13 protein-coding genes and 1 pseudogene are annotated in these 20,431 nt (G+C 54.7%); 2 read left to right on the top strand and 12 right to left on the bottom strand.

Annotated elements, in window-relative coordinates; all coding sequences use genetic code 11:
* Positions 1–132 precede the first annotated feature (132 nt).
* The 12 genes and pseudogenes from AC1EK1_RS04745 to AC1EK1_RS04690 all read right to left on the bottom strand — a co-directional run bounded on the left by AC1EK1_RS04745 (position 133) and on the right by AC1EK1_RS04690 (position 15,997).
* Complete coding sequence (locus AC1EK1_RS04745) at positions 133–591, bottom strand: DUF805 domain-containing protein (RefSeq protein WP_480306640.1); 459 nt, start codon at positions 589–591, stop codon at positions 133–135.
* Between the two features lie 438 nt (positions 592–1,029).
* Positions 1,030–2,145: an ABC transporter permease gene (locus AC1EK1_RS04740; RefSeq protein ID WP_480306639.1), complete on the bottom strand. Its 1,116-nt coding sequence runs from the start codon at positions 2,143–2,145 to the stop codon at positions 1,030–1,032.
* Between the two features lie 18 nt (positions 2,146–2,163).
* Entirely contained in the window at positions 2,164–3,267 is a 1,104-nt protein-coding gene (locus AC1EK1_RS04735) for an ABC transporter permease (RefSeq protein WP_480306638.1), read from the bottom strand.
* Positions 3,264–4,875 (bottom strand): annotated as a pseudogene (locus AC1EK1_RS04730) (ATP-binding cassette domain-containing protein). The gene AC1EK1_RS04735 and the pseudogene AC1EK1_RS04730 overlap by 4 nt, the downstream one beginning before the upstream one ends.
* Positions 4,876–4,937: 62 nt before the next feature.
* On the bottom strand, positions 4,938–5,846 hold the full coding sequence (locus AC1EK1_RS04725) for an HlyD family secretion protein (RefSeq protein ID WP_480306637.1): 909 nt from the start codon (positions 5,844–5,846) through the stop codon (positions 4,938–4,940).
* Between the two features lie 15 nt (positions 5,847–5,861).
* The gene (locus AC1EK1_RS04720; RefSeq protein WP_480306636.1) at positions 5,862–7,310 is read right to left on the bottom strand and encodes a TolC family protein; all 1,449 of its coding nucleotides are present in this window, start codon (positions 7,308–7,310) and stop codon (positions 5,862–5,864) included.
* Between the two features lie 553 nt (positions 7,311–7,863).
* Positions 7,864–9,891 carry an alpha-L-fucosidase gene (locus AC1EK1_RS04715; protein ID WP_480306635.1) on the bottom strand — a complete coding sequence of 676 codons (2,028 nt, stop codon included), beginning with the start codon at positions 9,889–9,891 and terminating at the stop codon, positions 7,864–7,866.
* A gap of 186 nt (positions 9,892–10,077) precedes the next feature.
* Positions 10,078–10,629 (bottom strand): shikimate kinase, encoded by a 552-nt coding sequence (locus tag AC1EK1_RS04710; protein ID WP_480306634.1) that lies wholly within the window; start codon positions 10,627–10,629, stop codon positions 10,078–10,080.
* 141 nt (positions 10,630–10,770) lie between these two features.
* The gene (locus AC1EK1_RS04705; RefSeq protein ID WP_480306633.1) at positions 10,771–12,456 is read right to left on the bottom strand and encodes a tetratricopeptide repeat protein; all 1,686 of its coding nucleotides are present in this window, start codon (positions 12,454–12,456) and stop codon (positions 10,771–10,773) included.
* 43 nt (positions 12,457–12,499) lie between these two features.
* Entirely contained in the window at positions 12,500–12,970 is a 471-nt protein-coding gene (gene coaD / locus AC1EK1_RS04700) for a pantetheine-phosphate adenylyltransferase (protein ID WP_480306632.1), read from the bottom strand.
* Positions 12,967–14,853, bottom strand: a complete 1,887-nt coding sequence (locus tag AC1EK1_RS04695; protein ID WP_480306631.1) for a DNA topoisomerase IV subunit B — start codon at positions 14,851–14,853, stop codon at positions 12,967–12,969. Before AC1EK1_RS04695 ends, coaD begins: the two co-directional genes overlap by 4 nt.
* 10 nt (positions 14,854–14,863) lie before the next feature.
* Positions 14,864–15,997 carry a hypothetical protein gene (locus tag AC1EK1_RS04690; protein WP_480306698.1) on the bottom strand — a complete coding sequence of 378 codons (1,134 nt, stop codon included), beginning with the start codon at positions 15,995–15,997 and terminating at the stop codon, positions 14,864–14,866.
* A gap of 666 nt (positions 15,998–16,663) precedes the next feature.
* Between AC1EK1_RS04690 and AC1EK1_RS04685 the strand changes: the two genes are divergently transcribed.
* Together AC1EK1_RS04685 and AC1EK1_RS04680 are read left to right on the top strand one after the other, a co-directional pair.
* Positions 16,664–18,811, top strand: a complete 2,148-nt coding sequence (locus AC1EK1_RS04685) for a peptidylprolyl isomerase (RefSeq protein ID WP_480306630.1) — start codon at positions 16,664–16,666, stop codon at positions 18,809–18,811.
* Positions 18,812–19,077: 266 nt separating this feature from the next.
* On the top strand, positions 19,078–20,418 hold the full coding sequence (locus AC1EK1_RS04680; protein WP_480306629.1) for a PhoH family protein: 1,341 nt from the start codon (positions 19,078–19,080) through the stop codon (positions 20,416–20,418).
* The last annotated feature ends 13 nt before the right edge of the window (positions 20,419–20,431 follow it).

Below are 20,431 nucleotides of genomic sequence, written 5' to 3'. Positions count from 1 at the left end.
TGTGTCTGTTTGCCCAATCGTCGGTCCGCCGGGATCAGTCGTGGACCCTGAGACCTTGAGACGCAGGATGGGGAGCACCAAGGCTCCCCATCCTGCGTCTCGGACTTGGTAGTCTGTCCGGTAGGTCTCCGGTTACTCTTGTGGTAGTCGTTTGGGGTTGGGTCCGTATTGGTTGTCATCGACACTGTCTAGGACGGTCACGACAAACACAGCGATGCTAATGGACCAACTTACTATCATGCCAATGCCCTTCAGTATTAGCATGTTGTCCGGATTTATGAGGGCGATGGACTCTATGGATACTTCTATCAGCGTGCTGACTACCCCTGCACCAATGATCCACCAGCCACTCAGCCCTCTGTCGTGAAAGCGACGTACTTGTGCGCAAAAGCCGACGTATGCCAGCGGTAATGATAGGATGCCTGCCAATACGCAAGCAACCCCAATCGAGTTCGTACCACCGATAAGGAATCCCAAAATCAGCGCAACGGCCCAAATAGCAATTAGGATTCCGATAAGTTTTAGCTGCAGTAGCCAATAGGATTGGCGTCTGCTTCTCCCCTTCCATGACCAGATTGATGTCTTCTCCATAGGTGTTTGAATGATGTGTGATGGTAAAAAGTGTGTCTGTCGGGGTGCAGTCTCCTGACACTATCCCGATTTTGTCTGCTCGGTGACGAAGATAGCTATTTTTTTGACAATAATTGGGACTATTTGCTGTTTTTTGTGAATGGCTGTTGCTGGCTTGAGTAGGTCGCACAAGGAGGGTGACCAAGCCCGTCAGCCCAGAGTCACGATACTGTCCGAATTTCGGCCACAACTTTTGCTCTCCTATCCGTCTGAGCGATTGCTTCTATCCGTGAAAAGGTTCGCTCCTATCCGTGAAACCTTTTGCTTCTATCCGTGAAACTCGAGGCTCTCTACAAGTGATTGATTGTCAGTGTCTCCGTGGCGCACATTTGGAGCCCCCAAGAAATCGCCTCTTTTTTGCCCCTTTTGGTGACTCCGTCGGGGGTGGCTCACACGCTCTCAGAAGTCTCGTTTTTTGTACGTAAACTTGGCTAGCAGCCCCAGTATGGCTCCGAATAGGAGCAGGATGGCGAGGTCGCCTCGGACGGGAAGCAGGCCGGCTCCTCGGAGATAGATGAGTCGGATGGCGTGGATGTAGTAGGTGAGGGGGTTGATGCGTGCGATGATCTGTGCCCAGGTGGGCATGTTGTCTACCGGTGTGAAGAGTCCGCTGACCAAAAAGAGGATGAGGATGAAGAATAGGACCAAAAACATGGCCTGCTGCAGGGTCTCGGAGAGGTTGGAGAGGAGGACGCCGAATAGGGTCATGGCAATGATGAAGGCCAGCGAGATGAGGTATAGTACGGGGAGTGGCCCAGCCACGCTCAGTCCGTAGATGAGCTGTATGAATAGGATGGCAAATGTGAGGACGGCGAGCCCAATGATCCAGAATGGTAGGACCTTGCTGATGATGTAGGTGAGACTCTTGATGGGTGTGACGTTGATCTGCCGGAGTGTGCCTGTCTCTCGCTCGAGGACGATGGACATGGCTGTGAATATGCCACAAAACATGGTGAGGAGTATGACGACGAATGCGGGGAGCATATAGGTCTTGTAGTCCATGTGGGGGTTGAACCTGTAGTCGGGCAGGAGCTCTATGGGGGTCAGTTCGGCCGCTGTGTGGCCGGTTTGTTGGGCTCGGATGTCGTCGGCGTAGCTATTGATGAGCTCTTGGAGGTAGCTGAGTGCGAGTGAGGCTTGGGTGGCGTCGATGGAGTTGGCCAAGAGCATGAGGTTGGTGTGCCGATCTCGTATCAGTCGTGTGCCAAAGTCGTGCGGTATGTGTAGGATGAGTGTGGACTTGGCGCTATTGATATCGCTGAGGGCTTGGGGGTAGGTGTGGTGGATGTCGGTGATGGTGAAGGTGGGTGAGGCGTCTACTTTTTGGATGAGTTGCCGAGCTTCTTGGCTGTTGTCCTGACAGATGACGGAGACGGAGACGTTTTTTAGGTCAAAGCTGACAGCCCATGGAAAGATGACAATGACCATGAGAGTGAAGAATACAAAGATGCCAACCATGATGGGGTTGCGGGCGATCTGCTTGAACTCTTTTTCGAGTAAGAAGGGTAGGGTCATGTGTGGTGGGGTCTCTTTTTATCGATTGAGCCGTGGGCGTATGTTGCGGATGGCCAGCGTGAGGAGCAGGATCAGCATGCCGATGAGGATCGCCATCTGTCTCCATACTGCCGCCAGGGATAGTCCCTGGATCATCACCATGCGGACGGCCTCAATGTAGTAGCGGGCCGGGACAATGTCGCAGATCCACTGTAGGATGGTGGGCATGCCGGCTATGGGGAATAGCATGCCACTGAATACAATGGTGGGCATCATCATGGAAAATCCCGAGAGCATGATGGCCTCGGATTGATCGTTGGCGATGGAGGATATGAGCATACCGATGGCGAGTGCCACGAATACGTATATGAGTGTGAGGAGTACAATGAGCCACAGAGGCCCACGCATGGGCACACCGAGGACATAGTAGGAGATGAGTAGGATGCTGGCGATGTTGATGGCCGAGACGACAAGGTAGGGTATGGTCTTGGCGAGTACCATGGTGTGTGGCCGGACGGGGGAGACCAGGAGTAGCTCAAAGGACCCTTTCTCCTTTTCTCGTGCGATGCTCACGCTGGTCATGATCGTACAGATGATGATGAGTACGAGCCCCATGATCCCGGGTACAAAGTTGTACGCGGATCGGAGTGAGGGGTTGAACATCATGCGGGTATTGCAGTCGATCGTGTAGGGACTCTGAGCGGTGTCCGCCCCCAGTGCGGTGGCGAGTACCCCCTGTGTGTAGGCGTATCGTATCCTCGCACTATTGGGGTCTGTGGCCTCGGTGATGATCTGTATCTGTGTCTTGTCTCGTCGCTGCAGTGCTGTCTCGAGTACAGGAGGTAGTACGATGGCCAGATCGGCCCGGTCGTCTCGGAGCAGGGTGTCGGCGTAGGTGGGGGTGGGCACCGTGCCGGTGTAGACGAAGTAGGGGTTGGCCTCGATGGCTCGGGAGACTTGTCGGTAGAGGTCGCCATGTGCGCTGTCGACGATGACAGTGCGTATGTTGCCCACCTCCATGTTGAGCGCAAATCCAAAGATGAGCATCTCGACAATGGGCATGCCGATGAGGATCAATAGTGTGAGTGGGTCTCGTATGATGTGTACGAACTCTTTGGCCACAAATGTCCTAAACAGTCTCATGGTGCTTGGTGGTCTCGTGCCAGTTTTTTGAATAGTGCGTCGATGGTGGGTACACCGAAGTGTTGCTTTAGCTCGGCCGGCCTGCCGAGTGCCCGTATCTGCCCGTCCACCATGATGGATACTCTGTCGCAGTACTCCGCCTCGTCCATGTAGTGTGTGGTGACGAAGGTGGTGATGCCACTGTGGTAGGTGGCATCTAAGATCAGCTCCCAGAATCTTCGCCTGGTGGCCGGGTCGACACCTCCGGTAGGCTCGTCCAAAAAAACGATCTGTGGGTGGTGAAAGATGGCGATGGAGAAGGCCAGCTTTTGTTTCCATCCGAGGGGCAGTCTTTGGACCAGCGTGTCTCGGTAGGGTAGGAAGTCGAGTCGGCTGAGGAGCTCATCTGTCTTGTCCGCTATCTCTGCTCGCTTTAGTCCATAGATGCCTCCGAAGAGCCGGATGTTTTCGGAGACGGTGAGGTCTTCGTAGAGCGAAAACTTTTGGCTCATGTATCCGATGTGTGCTTTTATTTTTTCGTTTTGGCTGATGATGTCCAGCCCAACGACTTTGCCGGTGCCGGAGGTCGGCTTGCTCAGCCCACACAGCATGCTCATGGCGGTGGTCTTGCCGGCACCATTGGCCCCCAAAAAACCAAATATCTCCCCTCTCTGTACCTCGAAGGAGATGTGGTCCACGGCGGTGAAGTGGCCAAACTTTTTTGTGAGTCCCTCTACATGGATTACCGGTTCATTCATCTGCTCTTTTTGTGGCATGTGACAGAGCCAAGAAGGCGTCTTCGATTGTGGGGAGGATGGGGGTGACTGTGGCTCCGTGTTGTGCAAGGAACGATGGGTCCTCCCCTTTGGGGATGCTTACGTGAAAGGTCTCACCAAAGGTGTACACGGCCAGGACTGCCGGGTGTCGTCGGAGTTGGCCGAGCAGTGCGAGCCGGTCTTGTCCACTGACAGCGTAGAGTGCGTAGGGGTAGCCTTGCTCCAGTGCTTGTGGGGTGTCCAGGGTTGCGAAGTCTCCATCCTGCATGAATGCTATGCGGTGGCACTGTCCGGCCTCGTCCATGTAGGCTGTGGAGACTACGATGGTGACTCCTTGCTTGGCGAGCTTGTGCAGCATGTGCCACAGCTCAACACGACTGACGGGATCGATACCGGTGGTGGGCTCGTCCAAAAAGAGGATCTTGGGGCTGTGGATCAGTGCGCAGGAGAGTGCGAGCTTTTGTTTCATCCCTCCTGAGAGAGACTTGGCCGCTCGATCCTTGAAGGGTTCTATCCGTGAGTAGATATCTCGGACGAGGTGGTAGTTTTGCTCGATCGTGGTGTGAAATATGGAGGCGAAGAAGCGCAGGTTTTCCTCCACGGTGAGGTCTCCATAGAGTGAAAAGGTGCCGGGCATGTAGCCAATGTGGTTGCGCAGGAGGCGATACTCGGTGATGATGTCGTAGCCGGCCACTTTGGCGGTCCCTCTTTGTGGCTTGAGGAGGGAGCAGAGGACCCGAAAGAGTGTGGTCTTGCCGGCTCCGTCGGGTCCGATGACGCCAAATATCTCTCCCTCCTGTACCTCAAAGGAGAGTCCGTCCGGACCGGTGCCGATGCCTACCCGTCGCCCCATGGGGGAGGGATAGGTGAGCGAGAGGTGATCCGCTATGATGATGGGGGTGGTCATGGTGGCACTCAGTCTTTGGCGACCTCACCGTACATGCCGATCCTTAGGTAGCCGTCGTTGGGGACTGATATCTTGAGTGCGTAGACGAGGTTGGTGCGCTCATCCTTGGTCTGGATGGTCTTGGGGGTAAACTCCGCCTTGGGTGAGATCCAGTCCACTGTCCCGGTGTATGTTCTCATCTTTTTGCCTTCGTCCACACGCACGGTCACGCTTTGTCCGAGCTGCAGGTTGGCCAGGTCGTCATTGGTGGCGTAAGCCCGTAGGGTCATCCTGCTCAGGTCGGCGACCCTGAAGAGTGGAGCTCCGGCACCGGTGAGCTCTCCTTGCTTGGCGTAGTTTGCCGTGACGACTCCATTGATCGGAGAGCAGATGATGCTGCGAGCGATCCTGTCGTTGACCTGGGTCACTTGTACATCTATGCCGGAGGATTGTGCGGATATCTGGGCATTGCTTTTGGCCAGTGTGCTTTGGGTGGCACTGAGTTGGTCTTGGAGCATTGCGATGGCGGTGTTGGTGTCGTCCAGCTCTTTTTGGGTGGCGACACCGGCGCGGAAGAGCTTTTCGACCCGCTTTTTTTGGAGCTCCAGGTCTTGGAGTTGTGTCTCGAGTGCGGCGGTCTGTGTGTTCACGTTTGGCCGGACGGAGGTCACTGCTTGGCCACTCCGCAGGAGCACCTCTTTTTGGTAGTAGAGTTGCATGGTGTCGACCAGTCCGATTGGTTGGTTGGCCTCTACGGTTGTGCCTTCGCGGAGGTCCCATCTCAGGATCTTGCCGGTCACCTCACTTGAGACCAGTATCTCGTCTGCCTCAAAGCTTCCGGCGGCTATGCGTCGTTCGCCACTGTCGTGGCAGGCGCTCATCATCAGAGTGCCGGCGAGGCAGAGGATTTGGGTGATGTGTACTATTCCTTTCATCATTGTGTGCTGAGTAGATTAGTTGCCGAGCGTGTGTTTTATTTTGTAGAGTGCTCTCAGGAGCTGTATTTGGTGGGTTTCGTGGGTCTGTTGTGCGACTGCGAGGAGGCTGAGTTGGCGCAGGCGTTCGGTGGTGGTGATGGTCCCTTCGCGGACCTGTATTTCGGCTCTGTCGCTGATGTTTTTTCGGAGTCGGAGGACCTCTTCGTCGTTGCGGATCAGGGTTTGGTATTGGGTGACTTCGTTTTGTTGTTCGGCGATTTTGGCTTTCGTGGCGGTCTCAAATGCCTCTCGCTTGAGCTCTGTCAGTCGGCAGGTCTGCTCTCTCACTTTCTTTTGCTTGCCTATGGTGTAGAGTCCACCAATGTTCCACGAAAACTTGGCTCCGTAGATGAGGTAGGGCTGTGGCTTGGCGCTGAGGAGATTGAGCCCCGGGCGTCCGTAGCCTCCTCGTGCGAATAGTCCAAGAGTCGGCAATCCCTCGGAGAGTGCGGATCTGTACTTGGCATTGGCCAGATCGATCTGTGTGTCTAGGATTTGGTGTGTGCTTTTGTTGGGGGCAAACCTCTGTCGGTTGGGGGTGGTTGCCTGTGTCGGGGTCAGAGGGGGTGTGGGTGGTGTGGCCACGGTGTTTTCGTCCAGGGGATTCCCCATGTATATGCTTAGGGCTTGGAGTAGGGCTCTGCGGTTGTCCTTCAGGACTTTCATGGTTTGGCCGGCCTTGAGGACCTCTAGGGCCACTTCGTCGGCGTCGTTTTGTGCCCCCACACCGTTTTTCAGGGCGTTGTGGATGCGCTGTTGTTGTCGATCCAGCTCGTCCAAAAGTATTTGTTGGACCCGTATCTGTGCGTCCAGCATCAGGAGGCCAAAGTAGAGCTCCTCCACGCCCTCCTCCACTTGCTCCAGTTGTTGCTTTTGTTGGGCCAGCTGCAGGGTCGTGTTGGCCTCTATTTGTCCGGCGGCCGCTTTTAGCCTACCGCCGTCCCAGAGTAGCTGTGACACTTGTGCGTAGGTGTCGTATTGGAGCTTGGGTACTTGTGGCATCTCTATCCTGCCCATCACTTTTCTCATCAGGTCGTCCGAGGGAAATGGTTTGCTCCCCTTGGGCTCCTCCTTGAGCTTCAGCTCCATGGCGGGGACCGTGGACTGGTAGTGGACTGTCCCCTCCAGGGATAGCTGAGGGATGTAGGCATACCACAGTGCTTGGCGCAGGTTTTTGCCGATCTCTTGGGTCAGAGGTCTCTCGGCATAGGTGGGGTAGTGGTGGCGGACGGCGCATAGGACGGAGTCCAGTGTGAGTGTGGCGCTCTGTGCCGATCCGGGCTGTGTCGCTAGGAGGGTGCTCACGAGGAGGCAGGCCCATACGAGGAGCCTCGGGGGTATGGTCCGAGCCGGTGAGGTGCTTGCCGTGGTCGTGGAGATCTGCGTTTCCCGCATTGCCGCAACCGATGTGTTGTCAATAGTCATATCTTTTTGTCTTGCACAGGTCTGGTGGTTCCGAAAAAAAAGTTGAGAGCGGATCTTTGGCCCTCCTTTTTCCCTAAAAGTGGGGCAGTGCTCTCCTTGTCCCAAACAAATGTACGCCTTTTTGGGAGATTCCTATTATTTTGGCTCTTTTCGGCCCCTGGATCTAGATTCTGTACAAGCTGTGGTGGGGCAAAGTGATGAAAAAGGTAAGAGCACAGGAGATAAAGTCATCCCTATGTACATACAAACTATTTCCTCCGGCTGAAAAAGTTGAAATCACTGTGTGATTTGAATAAATCACTTAGTGATTTCAATAGGTCACTTAGTGATTTGAATAAATCACACAGTGATTTTATCTTTTTCATGGGACATGGTGTTTTTTTTCTCCGACCTCGTCATCTTTTTCTCCGGGAAAAAAGAACTTTTCCCTCTGGACGAATGAAAAAGGCAGGACGTTTTTGAGCGAAAACGTCCTGCCTTTTCCTTGTTTCTCTTTTTGAAGGGCTCGGGGAGCTGGGAGGCAGACTTTTGTCCGTCCCAAAGGTCCGGTGGCTCAATCTCGGCTCTTGCTCTGTAGGATCCTGATATTGCTGAGGTGTGCCGGTGAAGCAAGTGGCACTTGGTGCGGTCTCTTGACCTCGACGAGCAGGTATCCTGTGTCGGTGGAGTCGAGCGGAGCTATGGGCATGCTGTGGACTCGGTAGCTCTCCGAGGGGCTCATGCGCAGGTAGGTGCCGGCTTTGTCCCAGATGTTGTAGCTCTTTATGTCTAGCGTGTTGAGTCCTTTTTTGAGGGGGATGAGTAGGGTCCGCTCCCGTAGCTCATCGCGTGATAGATCGCCATCCAGGTACGCTCCGTTGATATAGATCAGCACCCCACCGCGGTAGGCAAAGCGTATCGGCAGGTCGCACGCTTTGGGGCTATAGAGGACTTGCCTGTAGGCTGTGCCGGACTTTGGCTCGGCACTTGAGCGCAGCTCCTCTGTCCAGGATCTGTCGGATGGGTGGTGGAGGTAGCTGTCGGGCCTAAATTTTCCGAAAAGTCCCCTTGCCTCGGCTTCCAAAAGTGGGCCTATGGGGCGTACCGGATTGCGCACCACTGTTGTGCTCTCCGCAGTGGGGGTTAGTCGTGTCTCTCGGCCATTGAGGAGCACGGTCCGACCTGCCTCCTCGTCGGTGAAGGTCAGTGTCAGGTCGGTGTCCAGAGGCACCCACCACCGATAGCCCACGATGCTCCGGTACCCACTGTAGTAGTCGGCAGATGAGTGGGCGTAGATCTCTTCGGCGCAGTCCGGTCGTAGGATGGGCAGTCGTGTCACCTGTGCGGTACGATTGGGGAGGGCTTCGCGGTCAAATCTTAGGCAGACAACTCGCCATGGTGCCTTGGTCTTGGGAATGTCCTGTAGGAGGATTCGGCCCTTGTCGTCTCGCTCAAAGGGTAGGACTTGGTCGGTCTCCAGTAGTCTGGCCTCGAGGGGTATGTGGCGCATTGGTGGAGTGGCTGCTCTCTCCTCCTCTTGTCGGACGAAAAGGTACAGCTCTGTCCCATCCATGCTGAGGGTCATGTGTGAGCCAAAGTCTGCCGGGCGGGTGTCGTAGATCCCCTTGCGTATGGGTGCCAGCCACGCTCCTATTTGCTTGAGGACGTCTGCCTCCCACGGTACCACACTGCCATCTCCTTTTGGCCCGATATTGAGCAGGTACTTCCCCCCTTTGGTCACCACCTCTATGAGGTCGTCCAGCTTTTCGCGCGCTTTTGCCTCCACGCTGCCTCGCTCCTGCCACGATCGGTAGCCCCAGGTCTCTGCAAACATACTGGCCGCTGTCTGCCAGGGGAGGTCCATCCGGTAGTCGGGTAAGGCATTGTCCGGCATGACGGCAAAGTCGGCATAGTCGTTGCCCAGCCGGCCACTGACCATGCAGTCCGGCTGTAGCTTGTGTACCAGGTCGTACAGCTCGGCACTCTGCCGGGCGGTGAGAGACCCCATGTCGAACCACAGCTCATCCACGGGTCCGTACTTGGTGAGCAATTCGCTCACCTGAGCTTTGTTGTACTCATGGTGCGGTGGGGTCACAGGATCCGCATTGTGTGAGGTGAAGGGCACGGCATAGGGGTAGTGCCAGTCGATGAGCGAAAAGTAGATCCCAAAGCCCAAGCCCGACTCGTGGCACGCTCTTGCCAGCTCGTCGATTAGGTCTCGGTGAGCCGGTGTGCTGTCGTAGGCGTTGTAGTCCGTCGTTGCTGTCCGAAAGAGGCAAAAGCCGTCGTGGTGCTTGGCGGTCATCACCACACTCCGCATTCCTGCCGACTTGGCTAGCGACACTATGGCTTGTGGGTCGAAGCGCTCGGCTGTGAACTCCCGTGTGTAGGCCTCGTAGAGGTCGCTGAACCCGATCCCAAAGGTCAGGATTTGCTCCGAGTACCCTCGACGCACCGGCCGGCCCTCGTAGACACCGCCTGCCACCGAGTAGAGCCCATAGTGGATAAAGAGGGAGTACTTGTCGCCATACCAAGAGGCAGTGGCGTTGCCGGCACTCAGGAGGAGCTGTATGATCACTGCAAGGACAATCGGTCTTTTCATCTTTCTTCTTTATTGCTGTACGTAAAAAAAACACCCGTCACAGGTTGGTTCTCTTTTGGAGGGTTGTCAAAGCCTGAATTTGGGGCGAAAATTGAGCTAAACAGAGGTTTGGAGTGGGTGTGCTCCAAGCCTTTGCAAATCTAGTCTTTAGGGCAAACATACGCAACTCACCGGTGTGGGAGCTTGCTAGAGTAGGGCGGAGGTGAGATCGTGCTCCCGAAGGGCTAGGAGGATGGCGCAGACAATGACCTTCTCGTCTTGCGGGGTTGTCATCCGGTCGGCATTGATGGTGAGGTGTGCCCGTGAGTAGTACTTTTCGTGTTGGGGTAGGGTCTCCCGGACATATTGCTCGACCTCTTGCTTGGTTTTGTCCGCAACCAAGGGGCGACTCTCTCGGACGAGGTAGAGGCGCTGGGCGATGGTCGGAACCGAGGCGGAGAGGTAGATGACCACACCACTGTCGAGCATGAGGTCGAGGTTGTCGTCGTGTGTGGGCAGCCCTCCTCCTGTGGCTATGACGGTGTCTTGCAGGTGGGCCAACTCAATGATGGCCGCTCGCTCGCGCTTGCGAAACTTCTCGATCCCACAGGTGGCAAACATGTGGGTGATCGTGCTGTGGTAGCGTCTCGTGAGGAAGTCATCGGTGTCGACAAAGTCCATTTGGAGGTCTTGTGCAAGTCGACGTGCAATGGTGGTCTTGCCCACGCCGCTGAATCCGATGAGGAAGATGGGTTTCATGGTCGTGTGAATTCTTTTGGAATAAGGAAAGAAAATGCAAAGGGGGCTTGGCAAAAAAAAACTCCACCTACATCATGTCTCAATGGTGTAGGTGGAGGGGTATCAAGCTATCAAGCCATCAAGTGTGAGGTGGCTAGCCGATTACCGAAGCAAGGAGCGGTACTTGGCAAAGTCGCGGTCGTCCTTGAGGAATGTGGCGATGGACGGATCGGCTTGGATGGCCGCCTTGAGCCCGTCTTGTACCATATCGCTCTGTGCCGTGCGTGCTCCGATGAGTGCGCGGAGGTAGTGAGTGCGAGCATCGGGGCGACGTACGAGCTCGAGTAGCTGCATGGCGCGGTTGTAGTCCTTGTTGAGGATCTGTGCGAGGACTCCGTTGTTGGTGGGGGTGTTGTAGAGCTCACGTGCGGCCTGTGGGTACTGTCCCTCTTGCATGTAGATCAGCCCCAGTGCTTCGTTGAGCTCCGGCACATTGCTTACCTGCCCGATGAGGGTCTTGCCTTGGTTGAGCTGGCCATCCTGGAGTTTTAGGAGACCTTGGTTCATCAGTACCTCCTCGGCTTTGACACCGGCAGCCTTTGCCACGGTCTGAGCTTTTTCAAAGTACATGGCCGCACGTGCGTAGTCTTGGCTCTCATAGGCGAGGGCTCCGAGGTTGTTGTAGGCGCGGTAGTCTTTTGGGAAGAGTGAGGTGGTGGTGGCGTAGATCTTTTCTTTGGTGGCCGTGTCGTTGGTGAGTGTGGCAGCGTAGAGGATTTCGTCTATAGAGAGTTGTGCCGGACGAGTGGCTGCCAGGTCGCTGATCTCTTTGTCGCTTTTGCCAATGATCCGGATGTTGGCCACAAGGCGTGAGCGACGCAGCTGTGGTAGGATCTCATCTGCCAATTGGCTGAACACTGAGGAGATGTTTTTGATCTCACGCTCGCGGACTTCGGGGTCTGGGTACATGGCCAGGACCCGTAGCACGAGGTCCTTGTCTTGTAGGTTGCTCTGCTCGACGAGGGCCTTGAATCCCTCCCAGTCTTGCGCTGTGTAGTGAGCGGCCACGGGTGCGTCTACATCCATGCGCTTGAGCTCACGACGCAGGTAGTCGGAGGTGTTTTTTTCGCGGCGTTCGGCGAGTTTTTCGTTGAGCTCCAGACCGCCATCAGGCGATGCATAGGCTTGCACTTCGACGTCTAGCTCTTGGTTGGGCGTGATGTGTGCGCTCTCCACGATGTTTTTCCACTCCCGTACGTTGGCACTGTTGAGCTCACTGGAGCGGAGTCCGGCCTGCTGGATGAGGAAGTGAATGTTGGCATCGTAGTTTTCTTTGATGATGCGCTGAAACTTGTCCGGAGCAATAGCCGGGGTCACAAATCGTGCATCGGCAAGCGCTTCGGTAGCGATCACTCCCTCTCCTATCTTCAGATCGGGTAGGCGTACCTCCTTGCCATTGATGCTGGCGTTGAACATGAGGACAAGCTGGGAGTTGCGCATGGCCGGATCCCAGGGGAAGTCGGAGTTGAGCACCTGTGTGGAGGCCGTCTTGTAGGGTACGGTCAGGGCATTGCCACGTACCTTTTCGCCTTGGAAAGTGTAGGCTGTGCCCCACTTTTCGCCTGTGGCATACTTGAGTACCGGGGTGATGCGCACGGTGGCGTTTTTGTTGAACCACTTGGCCGGGAAGCGCACTGTGATCGTAGCCGGTACTTGTCCACCCTGTAGAACAAGAGGCTGTGGGTCCACTACTACGTGTTTGGCGTCCAGAGGCTTGAGTGTCCCTGCGCAGGAGGCCATCAGTAGGGCCATCGCACCTGCTAGAAATAGGGTCGCTGTTTTTTTCATGTTGTTGCTGTTTTTTTATAGTGTTTGTAGTGAAACAAAATGGTTATATCCGGGTGCCGGTGTTGTCGACCGGCAAGTATTCGTCGTAGCTTTCGCCAAAGTCGGCAAGCTCACGGACAAGCGAGCTGCTGACCGAACTGAGTGTCGGGTCCGCCAGTAGGAAGATGGTCTCGACCCCAAACTTTTGTCGGTTGACCTCGGCCAAGGGTCGCTCGGCCTCCAGGTCGTAGGTGTTTCGGATCCCGCGTATCAGCACGTTTGCTCCCACACTGTGTGCGTAGCGAGCTAGGATGCCTTGGTGGCTTGTGACGTGCACTCGCGGCTCCGATCGGTACAGGGTCTCCAGCCTCTGTAGACGCTCCTCTAGGGGCATGAAAGGGGTCTTGTGGATGTTTACTCCTACGACGATATGTAGCTCATCCACCAGCGCAAGTGCACGCTTCACGATGTCGGCGTGTCCTTTGGTGAAGGGGTCAAAGCTACCTCCGTATACGCCTATCTTGGGTTCGGTCATAGCTCCAATTGCTCGTCTAGCTCTAGGTTGTCGACGATGAAGGACTGGCGCTCCGGAGTGTTTTTGCCCATATAAAACTCCAGTAGTTCTTTCACGTTGTCCTCCTTTTTCATGACCACGGGATCCAGTCGCATGTCTTCGTTGATGAAGTTTTTGAACTCCTCCGGAGTGATTTCGCCGAGTCCTTTGAATCGGGTGACGTGTGCTCCGGAGCCAAACTTTGCGACCGCTCTGTCTCGCTCCGCCTCATCGTAGCAGTAGATGGTCTCCTTGTCGTGTCTGTCTCGGACTCTGAAGAGTGGAGTCTGGAGGATAAAGACATGGTTCTGACGGATGAGGTCTGGAAAAAACTGTAGAAAGAACGTAATGATCAGCAGGCGTATGTGCATGCCGTCCACATCGGCATCGGTCGCGACGATCACCTTGTTGTACCTCAGGTTGTCGATACTGTCTTCGATGTTGAGTGCAGCCTGTAGGAGGTTAAACTCCTCATTCTCATACACGATGGCTTTGGAGAGCCCGTGTGTGTTGAGGGGCTTCCCTCTGAGGGAAAACACCGCTTGATACTCTGCATTGCGACTCTGTGTGATGCTTCCACTGGCCGAGAGTCCCTCGGTGATAAAGATTGCGGTCTCCTCCGGGTCGACGGCCTTGGGGTCGTTGTAGTGTACGGTGCAGTCGCGTAGCTTCTTGTTGAATACTGCGGCCTTTTTTACCCGTTCTTTGGCCCGTTTGCTGATTCCGGAGAGGGCTTTGCGCTCGCGCTCGTTTTCCTGTACTTTTTTCAGAAGTGCTTCGGCGGTCTCCGAGTGGATGTGCAGGTAGTCATCCAGGTGCGACTTGAGGAAGTCACCGACAAACTTCTGTATCGACACTCCCCCCTCCACGATCTCACGGGAGCCGAGCTTGGTCTTGGTTTGGCTCTCAAAGAGTGGCTCTTGGATGCGGATGCTGATGGCGGCGGTGATGCCGGAGCGGATGTCGTTGTAGTCAAAGTTTTTTCCAAAAAAATCCTTGATCACCCTTGCCACACTCTCCTTGAATGCCGACAGGTGCGTGCCTCCATGGATGGTGTTTTGCCCGTTGACAAAGGAGTAGTACTCCTCTCCATACTGTGTGGAGTGAGTGAGTACCACCTCTATGTCCTTTTCCACAAAGTGTATGATGGGGTACAGTGGGTCGCTGGTCATGTTGTCTTCCAATAGGTCGAGCAACCCATTTTTGCTGACAAAGCGTTTGCCATTGAGGTGGATCGCCAGTCCGGGCTGGAGGTAGGCATACATTCGCAGCATCTCCTCGCAAAACTCCTGCTGGTACCTGTAGTTGCGGAAGATGGTTTCGTCCGGCAGGTAGGAGACCAGTGTGCCGTTTGGCTCATTTGGTGCGTCAAAAAGCTCGGTGCTACTCACCAGGTTGCCTCGCTCAAAGACCACCGTCCGACCCTTGCCCTCTCGGTAGGAGGTGACCTCTATGTGTTCGCTCAGGGCGTTGACGGCCTTGAGCCCGACACCGTTGAGTCCGACCACTTTCTTGAATACCTCGCTGTCGTACTTTGCTCCGGTATTCATGGTCCCTACCGCCTTTTCGAGAGAGGCTTGGGGTATACCACGTCCATGGTCGCGCACGGTCACGTGACGTTCGTCTCGGATCGTGATGTAGATGACCCGGCCATAGCCCATCGTGTACTCATCGATAGCGTTGTCGATGACCTCCTTGAGCAGGACATAGATCCCATCGTCCTTGGCAGTTCCGTCTCCCAGCTTGCCGATGTACATACCCGGCCTCAGGCGGATATGCTCCATCGGAGAGAGGGTCGACATTTTGTCGTCCGTGTACTCTGCGGCCTCGGGTAGATCTCGCTTTATATCTATATCTTCGGTCATTAGATTCGTCTCAGAGTTGTTTTACGTAGCAGCGACGGCGCTTGTGGTGCACTTTCTTGAAATAGGTCCACTGTAGCTGCACACTCGTGTTGTGCTCCAGCTCGGGGTTGCTCTCCACGTACTTGACCTCATACCTATTGACAGAGGGGATCAGATCCTCAAAGATGAGCGCATTCACCCCTTTGCCCTGATAGTCGGGGCGTATCCCGATCAGCATCAGGTCGATGATGTCCGCCTTTTTGCTCTTCAGTGCTTTCATCAGGTGCAGAGCGCCGGTGGGCCACAGCCGGCCGTTCGCTTTTTGGAGCGCACGGGATAGGCTTGGCAGTGCCAGACCAAATCCGATCAGCTCCCCCGTAGTCTCCGCCACTATCAAGCTGAGTAGATCCAGCTTTACCAGTGGCAGATAGGCCTCTATGTAGTATTCGATTTGCTTCTGTGTTAGCTCGGTCACGCCATAGAGTTTGGCATAGCTTTGGTTGATGAGGTCAAAAAGGGGGTACCCGTACCTCTCCCTTAGGGTTTTCTTGTCGTCCAGGTGGATGACCCATACTCCGTACTTTTTGCGTACCAGGTCACTGACTCGCCTGTGGCGTTCGGGGACCGCCTTGGGGACATAGATCTTGTACTCTTGCCAGTCCACATCCTTGTCGTATCCCAGTCGCTCCAAATGTGTGGGGTAGTAGGGGTAGTTGTAGAGCGTGGCCACCGTCGCCGGTTGCTCAAAGCCCTCGATCAGCATGCCCTCACGATCCAGGTCCGTAAAGCCCAGTGGCCCATGTATCTCGTCGCACCCCATCTCTCTGGCCCATCCCTCCACTGCCGAGAAGAGCAGGTCGACCACCCTCGTGTCGTCAATGAAGTCTACGTACCCAAACCTGGCCCGCCGCTGTCCCCACTTCTCGTTGGCCCGATGGTTGATGATTCCGGCGATGCGTCCGACGACTTCGTCGCCACGATAGACGAGGTAGCAGACGAGGTCACAAAACTCGAGAGAGGGATTCCGCCCTGGGGTGAGAGCATCGAGCTCATCACTCATGAGGAGGGGGACGTGATACGGGTCGCCATCGTACAAGTCGATGTTGAACCTCACAAAGTCCCTTAGCTCACTTCTGGTCCGAACCTTTTGGAGCCGAAGGGTCAGCGTCTCATGGTCCTTGTTCCGAAGGTAGCGTCTGACCTTGTTTTTGTATTCCTTGATTCCAAAGCTCATGGTGTGTCGTCTTTACTTCCCTATATGTGTGGATTGGCTTGCTGTCTAGCCACTCCCCCATGCTACAAAGATACCCAAAAATCTAGTTAGTCTCCCGATATCATGTCTCGGACAGACGTATCGGAAATAGAGACCCCCTTTCGCCCCAAAAGAGCAAAGTGCGACAGCCCCCTCAGGCGAACTTTGTTTTTCTTCTATCCGTCTAAGTGATCGCTTCTATCCGTGAAAACTTTTGCTTCTATCCGTGGAACCTTTTGCTTCTATCCGTGAAACCAAAGGCTCCTTGTAAGTGTTTGATTCTCAATATCTCCAAAAGAGGCTTTTTGACCCCGAAAATCGCCTGCTTTTTCACCTTTTTTAGAGGACTTTTGGAGGGAAAGGGTGTCGGTGTTTGCCGATCTAATTTATGTATTCCAAGGACTTTGTATTCAGAGGCTTTTCTATCACATGGCCCGGTCGGGTGACAAATCTGATCCTGGGAGGTCGCAACGCCCTTCTCCCAAGGGTGGAAAACCTGCGACGTTTGATTAATTGCCGAAAAATAGCTACCTTCGCACACTGAACGTGTGCAATACGATTAGCAACAATTGTGTATAAATGGCAACATTAGAAAAAATTAGAAACAGGGCAGGGTGTCTGGTCATGATTATTGGCTTTGCACTCCTAGCTTTCCTAGCCGGTGACCTGATCAATGGCGGGTCTACACTCCTGAGAGCGCGTGAGCTCAACGCTTTCTCTGTCAACAAAAAGACAGTCCAGATCCACGACTATACCGATAGAATAGAGCGTGCGACCGAGCAGTATCGAGCTCAAGGACAGAGCCTCAATGAGGCTCAGACCGTCCAGCTGCGCAACCAGATCTTCTCGACCATGGTGGCCGAGCAGATCTTGCATGAGGAGACCTCCAAGCTCGGCCTGACCGTCACACCGGAAGAGACCTTTGACCTTGTGCAGGGTGACCATATCTCACCGGTAATTCTCAGCAATCCGATGTTCGTCAACCCCGAGACAGGAGCATTCAACAAGGCAGATCTCCTCAATTTCCTCAAGACGATCAACGACAAGAACGGCAACTATGCCCCCGATGCACAAGCACAGATCAGCCAGCTCAAGGCAATGTGGGCCGATACCGAGAAGCAGGTGCGTGACTTTAGCTTGAGCGAAAAGTACACCAACCTTATCAGCAAGGCAATCGTGACCAATGCCATCGAGGTGGAGCATGCACTGGAGGCCAATCGCACCGAGGCGGACATCCTCTATGTCAGCCAAAATGCGAGACAGGTGAGCGACTCCTTGGTACAGGTCTCCGATGCAGATATCAAGGCCTACTACGACAGCCACAAGGAGTACATGCGTACTCAGCCCGGTGCTATCGTGGACCTAATCTATGCCAATATCACACCATCCGATGCAGACTTTCAGAAAGCACAAGAGGATGCCCAAGCCGCTCGCGAAGAGCTGAGCAGGGGGGATAATCCGGCTGTGGTGCTGAGTGAGTACTCCGACGTCCCCTACAACAACGTCTACATCACTATGGCGGACTTGCAAAACTCTGGGCTTTCGCAGCAGATCCTGGAGTTTGTCACCGGCGCCACGGTGGGGCAGGTGTCCGAGGTGATGACCGAGGGCAACAACTATATTGTAGCCATGCTCGCCGGCAAGAAAAACAGTGCCGAGAGCCTAAGGGTACGTCACATTGTGCTGGCACCCAAGGGCTCCTATGAGGGTCAAGTGAATGCAGACAGCTTGTTGCAAGTCCTGCAGGCTAGTCCCGCTACGTTTGCCACTGTGGCTGCAGAGCACTCCATGGATCGCAACTCCAGTAAGAACGGTGGCGAAATAGGATGGCTCAACGAGGCACAAGCCACACAATACATAGGTGCGGACTTTGCCGACGCTATCTACCACGCACAGGTCGGACGCCCATTTGCCTTCACCTCCAAGTATGGTGAGCACATCATATTGGTGGAAGAAGCGCGCCCCAATGTGGACAAGTACAATGTGGCACTGGCCGTCAATCAGGTGACCGCAAGCACCGATACGCACACTCGTATATACAACGAGCTAAGTCACTTCCTGACCACCAACAAATCCGTGGCAGGGATTGATACCGCAGCTGTCAACGCCGGCTATCAAGTCATGGATGACCTGAGAGTAATGAGTGCACAGCCTGTGATCGCCAACAATATCACAGACAGCCGTGAGGTGGTGCGCTGGGTCATGAACAACGACAAGGGACAAGTCTCCTCGATCATGGAGGCCGGTGACAAGTACGTCATTGCACGGGTGGTGGACAAGTTTGGCGAAGGCTACACCGACCTAAAGAGTGTGTCCGACCAGATACGTCCGATCGTGGCGATGGAGAAAAAGACGGACTACCTGTACGACAAACTGGTGGGTGCCGGATACAGCAGTCTGCAAGCCTATGCCGATGCTGTGAACCAACCTGTGGACACACTCTACAGTGTCAAGTACACCACACCGCAGCTCGAGGCAATCGGTGCTGAGCCGGCACTCAATGCAGTGGCCACCTATGCACCGCTCAACACCCCCACTCCCGTAAAGGGCAATGGCGCGGTATATCTGGCCAGTGTACTCCGTCGAGACCAAGATCCCAACGCTCGCAGTGAAGCCGCTGTGAGAGCCGACCTCATCAACGGCCGACGTGGCTTGGTGCGGATGCGTGCCCTCGAAGTGGTGATGGGCAAGGCTGACATCAAGGATCTCAGATGGAAGTTCTTCTGATCTCCTGACCGATAACAAAAAATCAGGTGGGGCCGTATCAACGCGAACGTTGGTACGGCCCCACTGCTTTTGTACGCCGATACTTTTCTTGCGCTACGGTGACGGCCGTAGTCTCACGGTACTACCCAACGTATGCCTAGATTTTGCGGCGGGGGTGTGTATGCGGATTTCCAAATTTTGCTATATTTGTTTTGATGGCAATAGCCTGATACGCCGGCGGAGCCGACGTCTACACCCAAACCTTTTTCAGTAGAGACAAAGTGACTATGGCAAAGAAAAACTACGTACTGGACACCAATGTCATCCTCCATGACTCAAACTGTATAGCCAACTTTGAGGACAACAACGTCTACATCCCTATCACGGTACTCGAGGAAGTGGATCGTTTCAAGAAAGGCTACGACCAGATCAACTTTAATGCCCGTAGCTTTAGTCGCATCTTGGACGAAAGTCTCGAGAAGAGCGGAGAGAGTGTCCGCGTCCTCGTCAATGGCGTCCAAATCAACTCGGACGGTGGACGACTCTTCATCCTCACCAATGGAGAACGTCACCCCAAGATACACGAAGTCTTTCAGACAGAGATCAATGACCATAGGATCCTATCCGCCACACTGACACTGGCCGAAAGCGACAAGACCCATCCGACAATATTGGTCACAAAAGATGTCAACCTCAGGATCAAGGCTATAGCACTTGGACTGAAGACGGAGGACTACACTACCGACCAAGTAGACCCGCAGGACATTTTTGCACCCACTAACCAAGAGGTGGAGATCGCCGACTCCGGTGTAGTGGACAGCCTCTATCTCTCTCGCTCAAGTGGTATACCGGTGGAGGAGGCCAAGCTGCCTTTCGCTCCAATCCCCAACCAAACCTTTGTCCTCAATAGCCCAAAGGGAACGGCGCTTGTGCGTGTGGATGCTGAAGCCAAAACCCTACGCACAGTCGAGAAAAAGACCCTCACCGGGATTTCGCCCCGCAATGCGGAGCAAGCCCTTGCGCTAAATGTGCTTGCAGATCCCTCTCTGTCGTTGGTGGCACTCACCGGCACTGCCGGGACCGGCAAGACGCTACTGGCACTGGCTGCCGCACTCTCGCAAATGGACGACTATCAGCAGATCCTCCTGGCACGCCCCATCGTAGCACTCTCCAACAAAGATATAGGCTTCCTCCCCGGCGGCTACAAGGAGAAGATCGCCCCCTACATGCAACCCCTATTTGACAACCTGAGCGTCATAAAAAATCAGCTCGGTGCCACCTCCGCACAATATCAAAGGATAGAGGAGCTCCAGAAAGATGAGCGACTTGTCATAGAGGCTCTGGCATTCATCCGCGGAAGATCTCTCAACCACACCATCTGCATCATCGATGAGGCGCAGAACCTTACACCACAGGAGATCAAGACGGTCATCACGCGCGCCGGTGATCATACCCGCATGATCTTCACCGGAGATGTACGACAGATCGACTCCCCCTACTTGGAGGTCTACAGCAATGGCCTATCCTACATGATCGAGCGTATGAAAGGGGAGAGCTTTTTCGCACACGTGAATCTCGTCCACGGTGAGCGATCACAACTCAGTGATGTGGCCGCCCGCAAGCTCTAGCCCCCTATTCACA

The organism is Porphyromonas sp. C0026D3 (genome assembly GCF_056590775.1).
The sequence above is the reverse complement of the archived record's forward strand: the minus strand, read 5'-3'. Positions and strand labels throughout refer to the sequence as shown.

Bases quoted from the DNA above. Each gene is read 5' to 3' on its own strand.
- AC1EK1_RS04705 (WP_480306633.1), bottom strand. From the start codon at position 12,456: ATGAAAAAAACAGCGACCCTATTTCTAGCAGGTGCGATGGCCCTACTG.
- AC1EK1_RS04740 (WP_480306639.1), bottom strand. From the start codon at position 2,145: ATGACCCTACCCTTCTTACTCGAAAAAGAGTTCAAGCAGATCGCCCGC.
- AC1EK1_RS04710 (WP_480306634.1), bottom strand. From the start codon at position 10,629: ATGAAACCCATCTTCCTCATCGGATTCAGCGGCGTGGGCAAGACCACC.
- AC1EK1_RS04685 (WP_480306630.1), top strand. From the start codon at position 16,664: ATGGCAACATTAGAAAAAATTAGAAACAGGGCAGGGTGTCTGGTCATG.
- AC1EK1_RS04745 (WP_480306640.1), bottom strand. From the start codon at position 591: ATGGAGAAGACATCAATCTGGTCATGGAAGGGGAGAAGCAGACGCCAA.
- AC1EK1_RS04725 (WP_480306637.1), bottom strand. From the start codon at position 5,846: ATGATGAAAGGAATAGTACACATCACCCAAATCCTCTGCCTCGCCGGC.
- AC1EK1_RS04735 (WP_480306638.1), bottom strand. From the start codon at position 3,267: ATGAGACTGTTTAGGACATTTGTGGCCAAAGAGTTCGTACACATCATA.
- AC1EK1_RS04720 (WP_480306636.1), bottom strand. From the start codon at position 7,310: ATGACTATTGACAACACATCGGTTGCGGCAATGCGGGAAACGCAGATC.
- AC1EK1_RS04715 (WP_480306635.1), bottom strand. From the start codon at position 9,891: ATGAAAAGACCGATTGTCCTTGCAGTGATCATACAGCTCCTCCTGAGT.
- AC1EK1_RS04680 (WP_480306629.1), top strand. From the start codon at position 19,078: ATGGCAAAGAAAAACTACGTACTGGACACCAATGTCATCCTCCATGAC.
- AC1EK1_RS04695 (WP_480306631.1), bottom strand. From the start codon at position 14,853: ATGACCGAAGATATAGATATAAAGCGAGATCTACCCGAGGCCGCAGAG.
- coaD (WP_480306632.1), bottom strand. From the start codon at position 12,970: ATGACCGAACCCAAGATAGGCGTATACGGAGGTAGCTTTGACCCCTTC.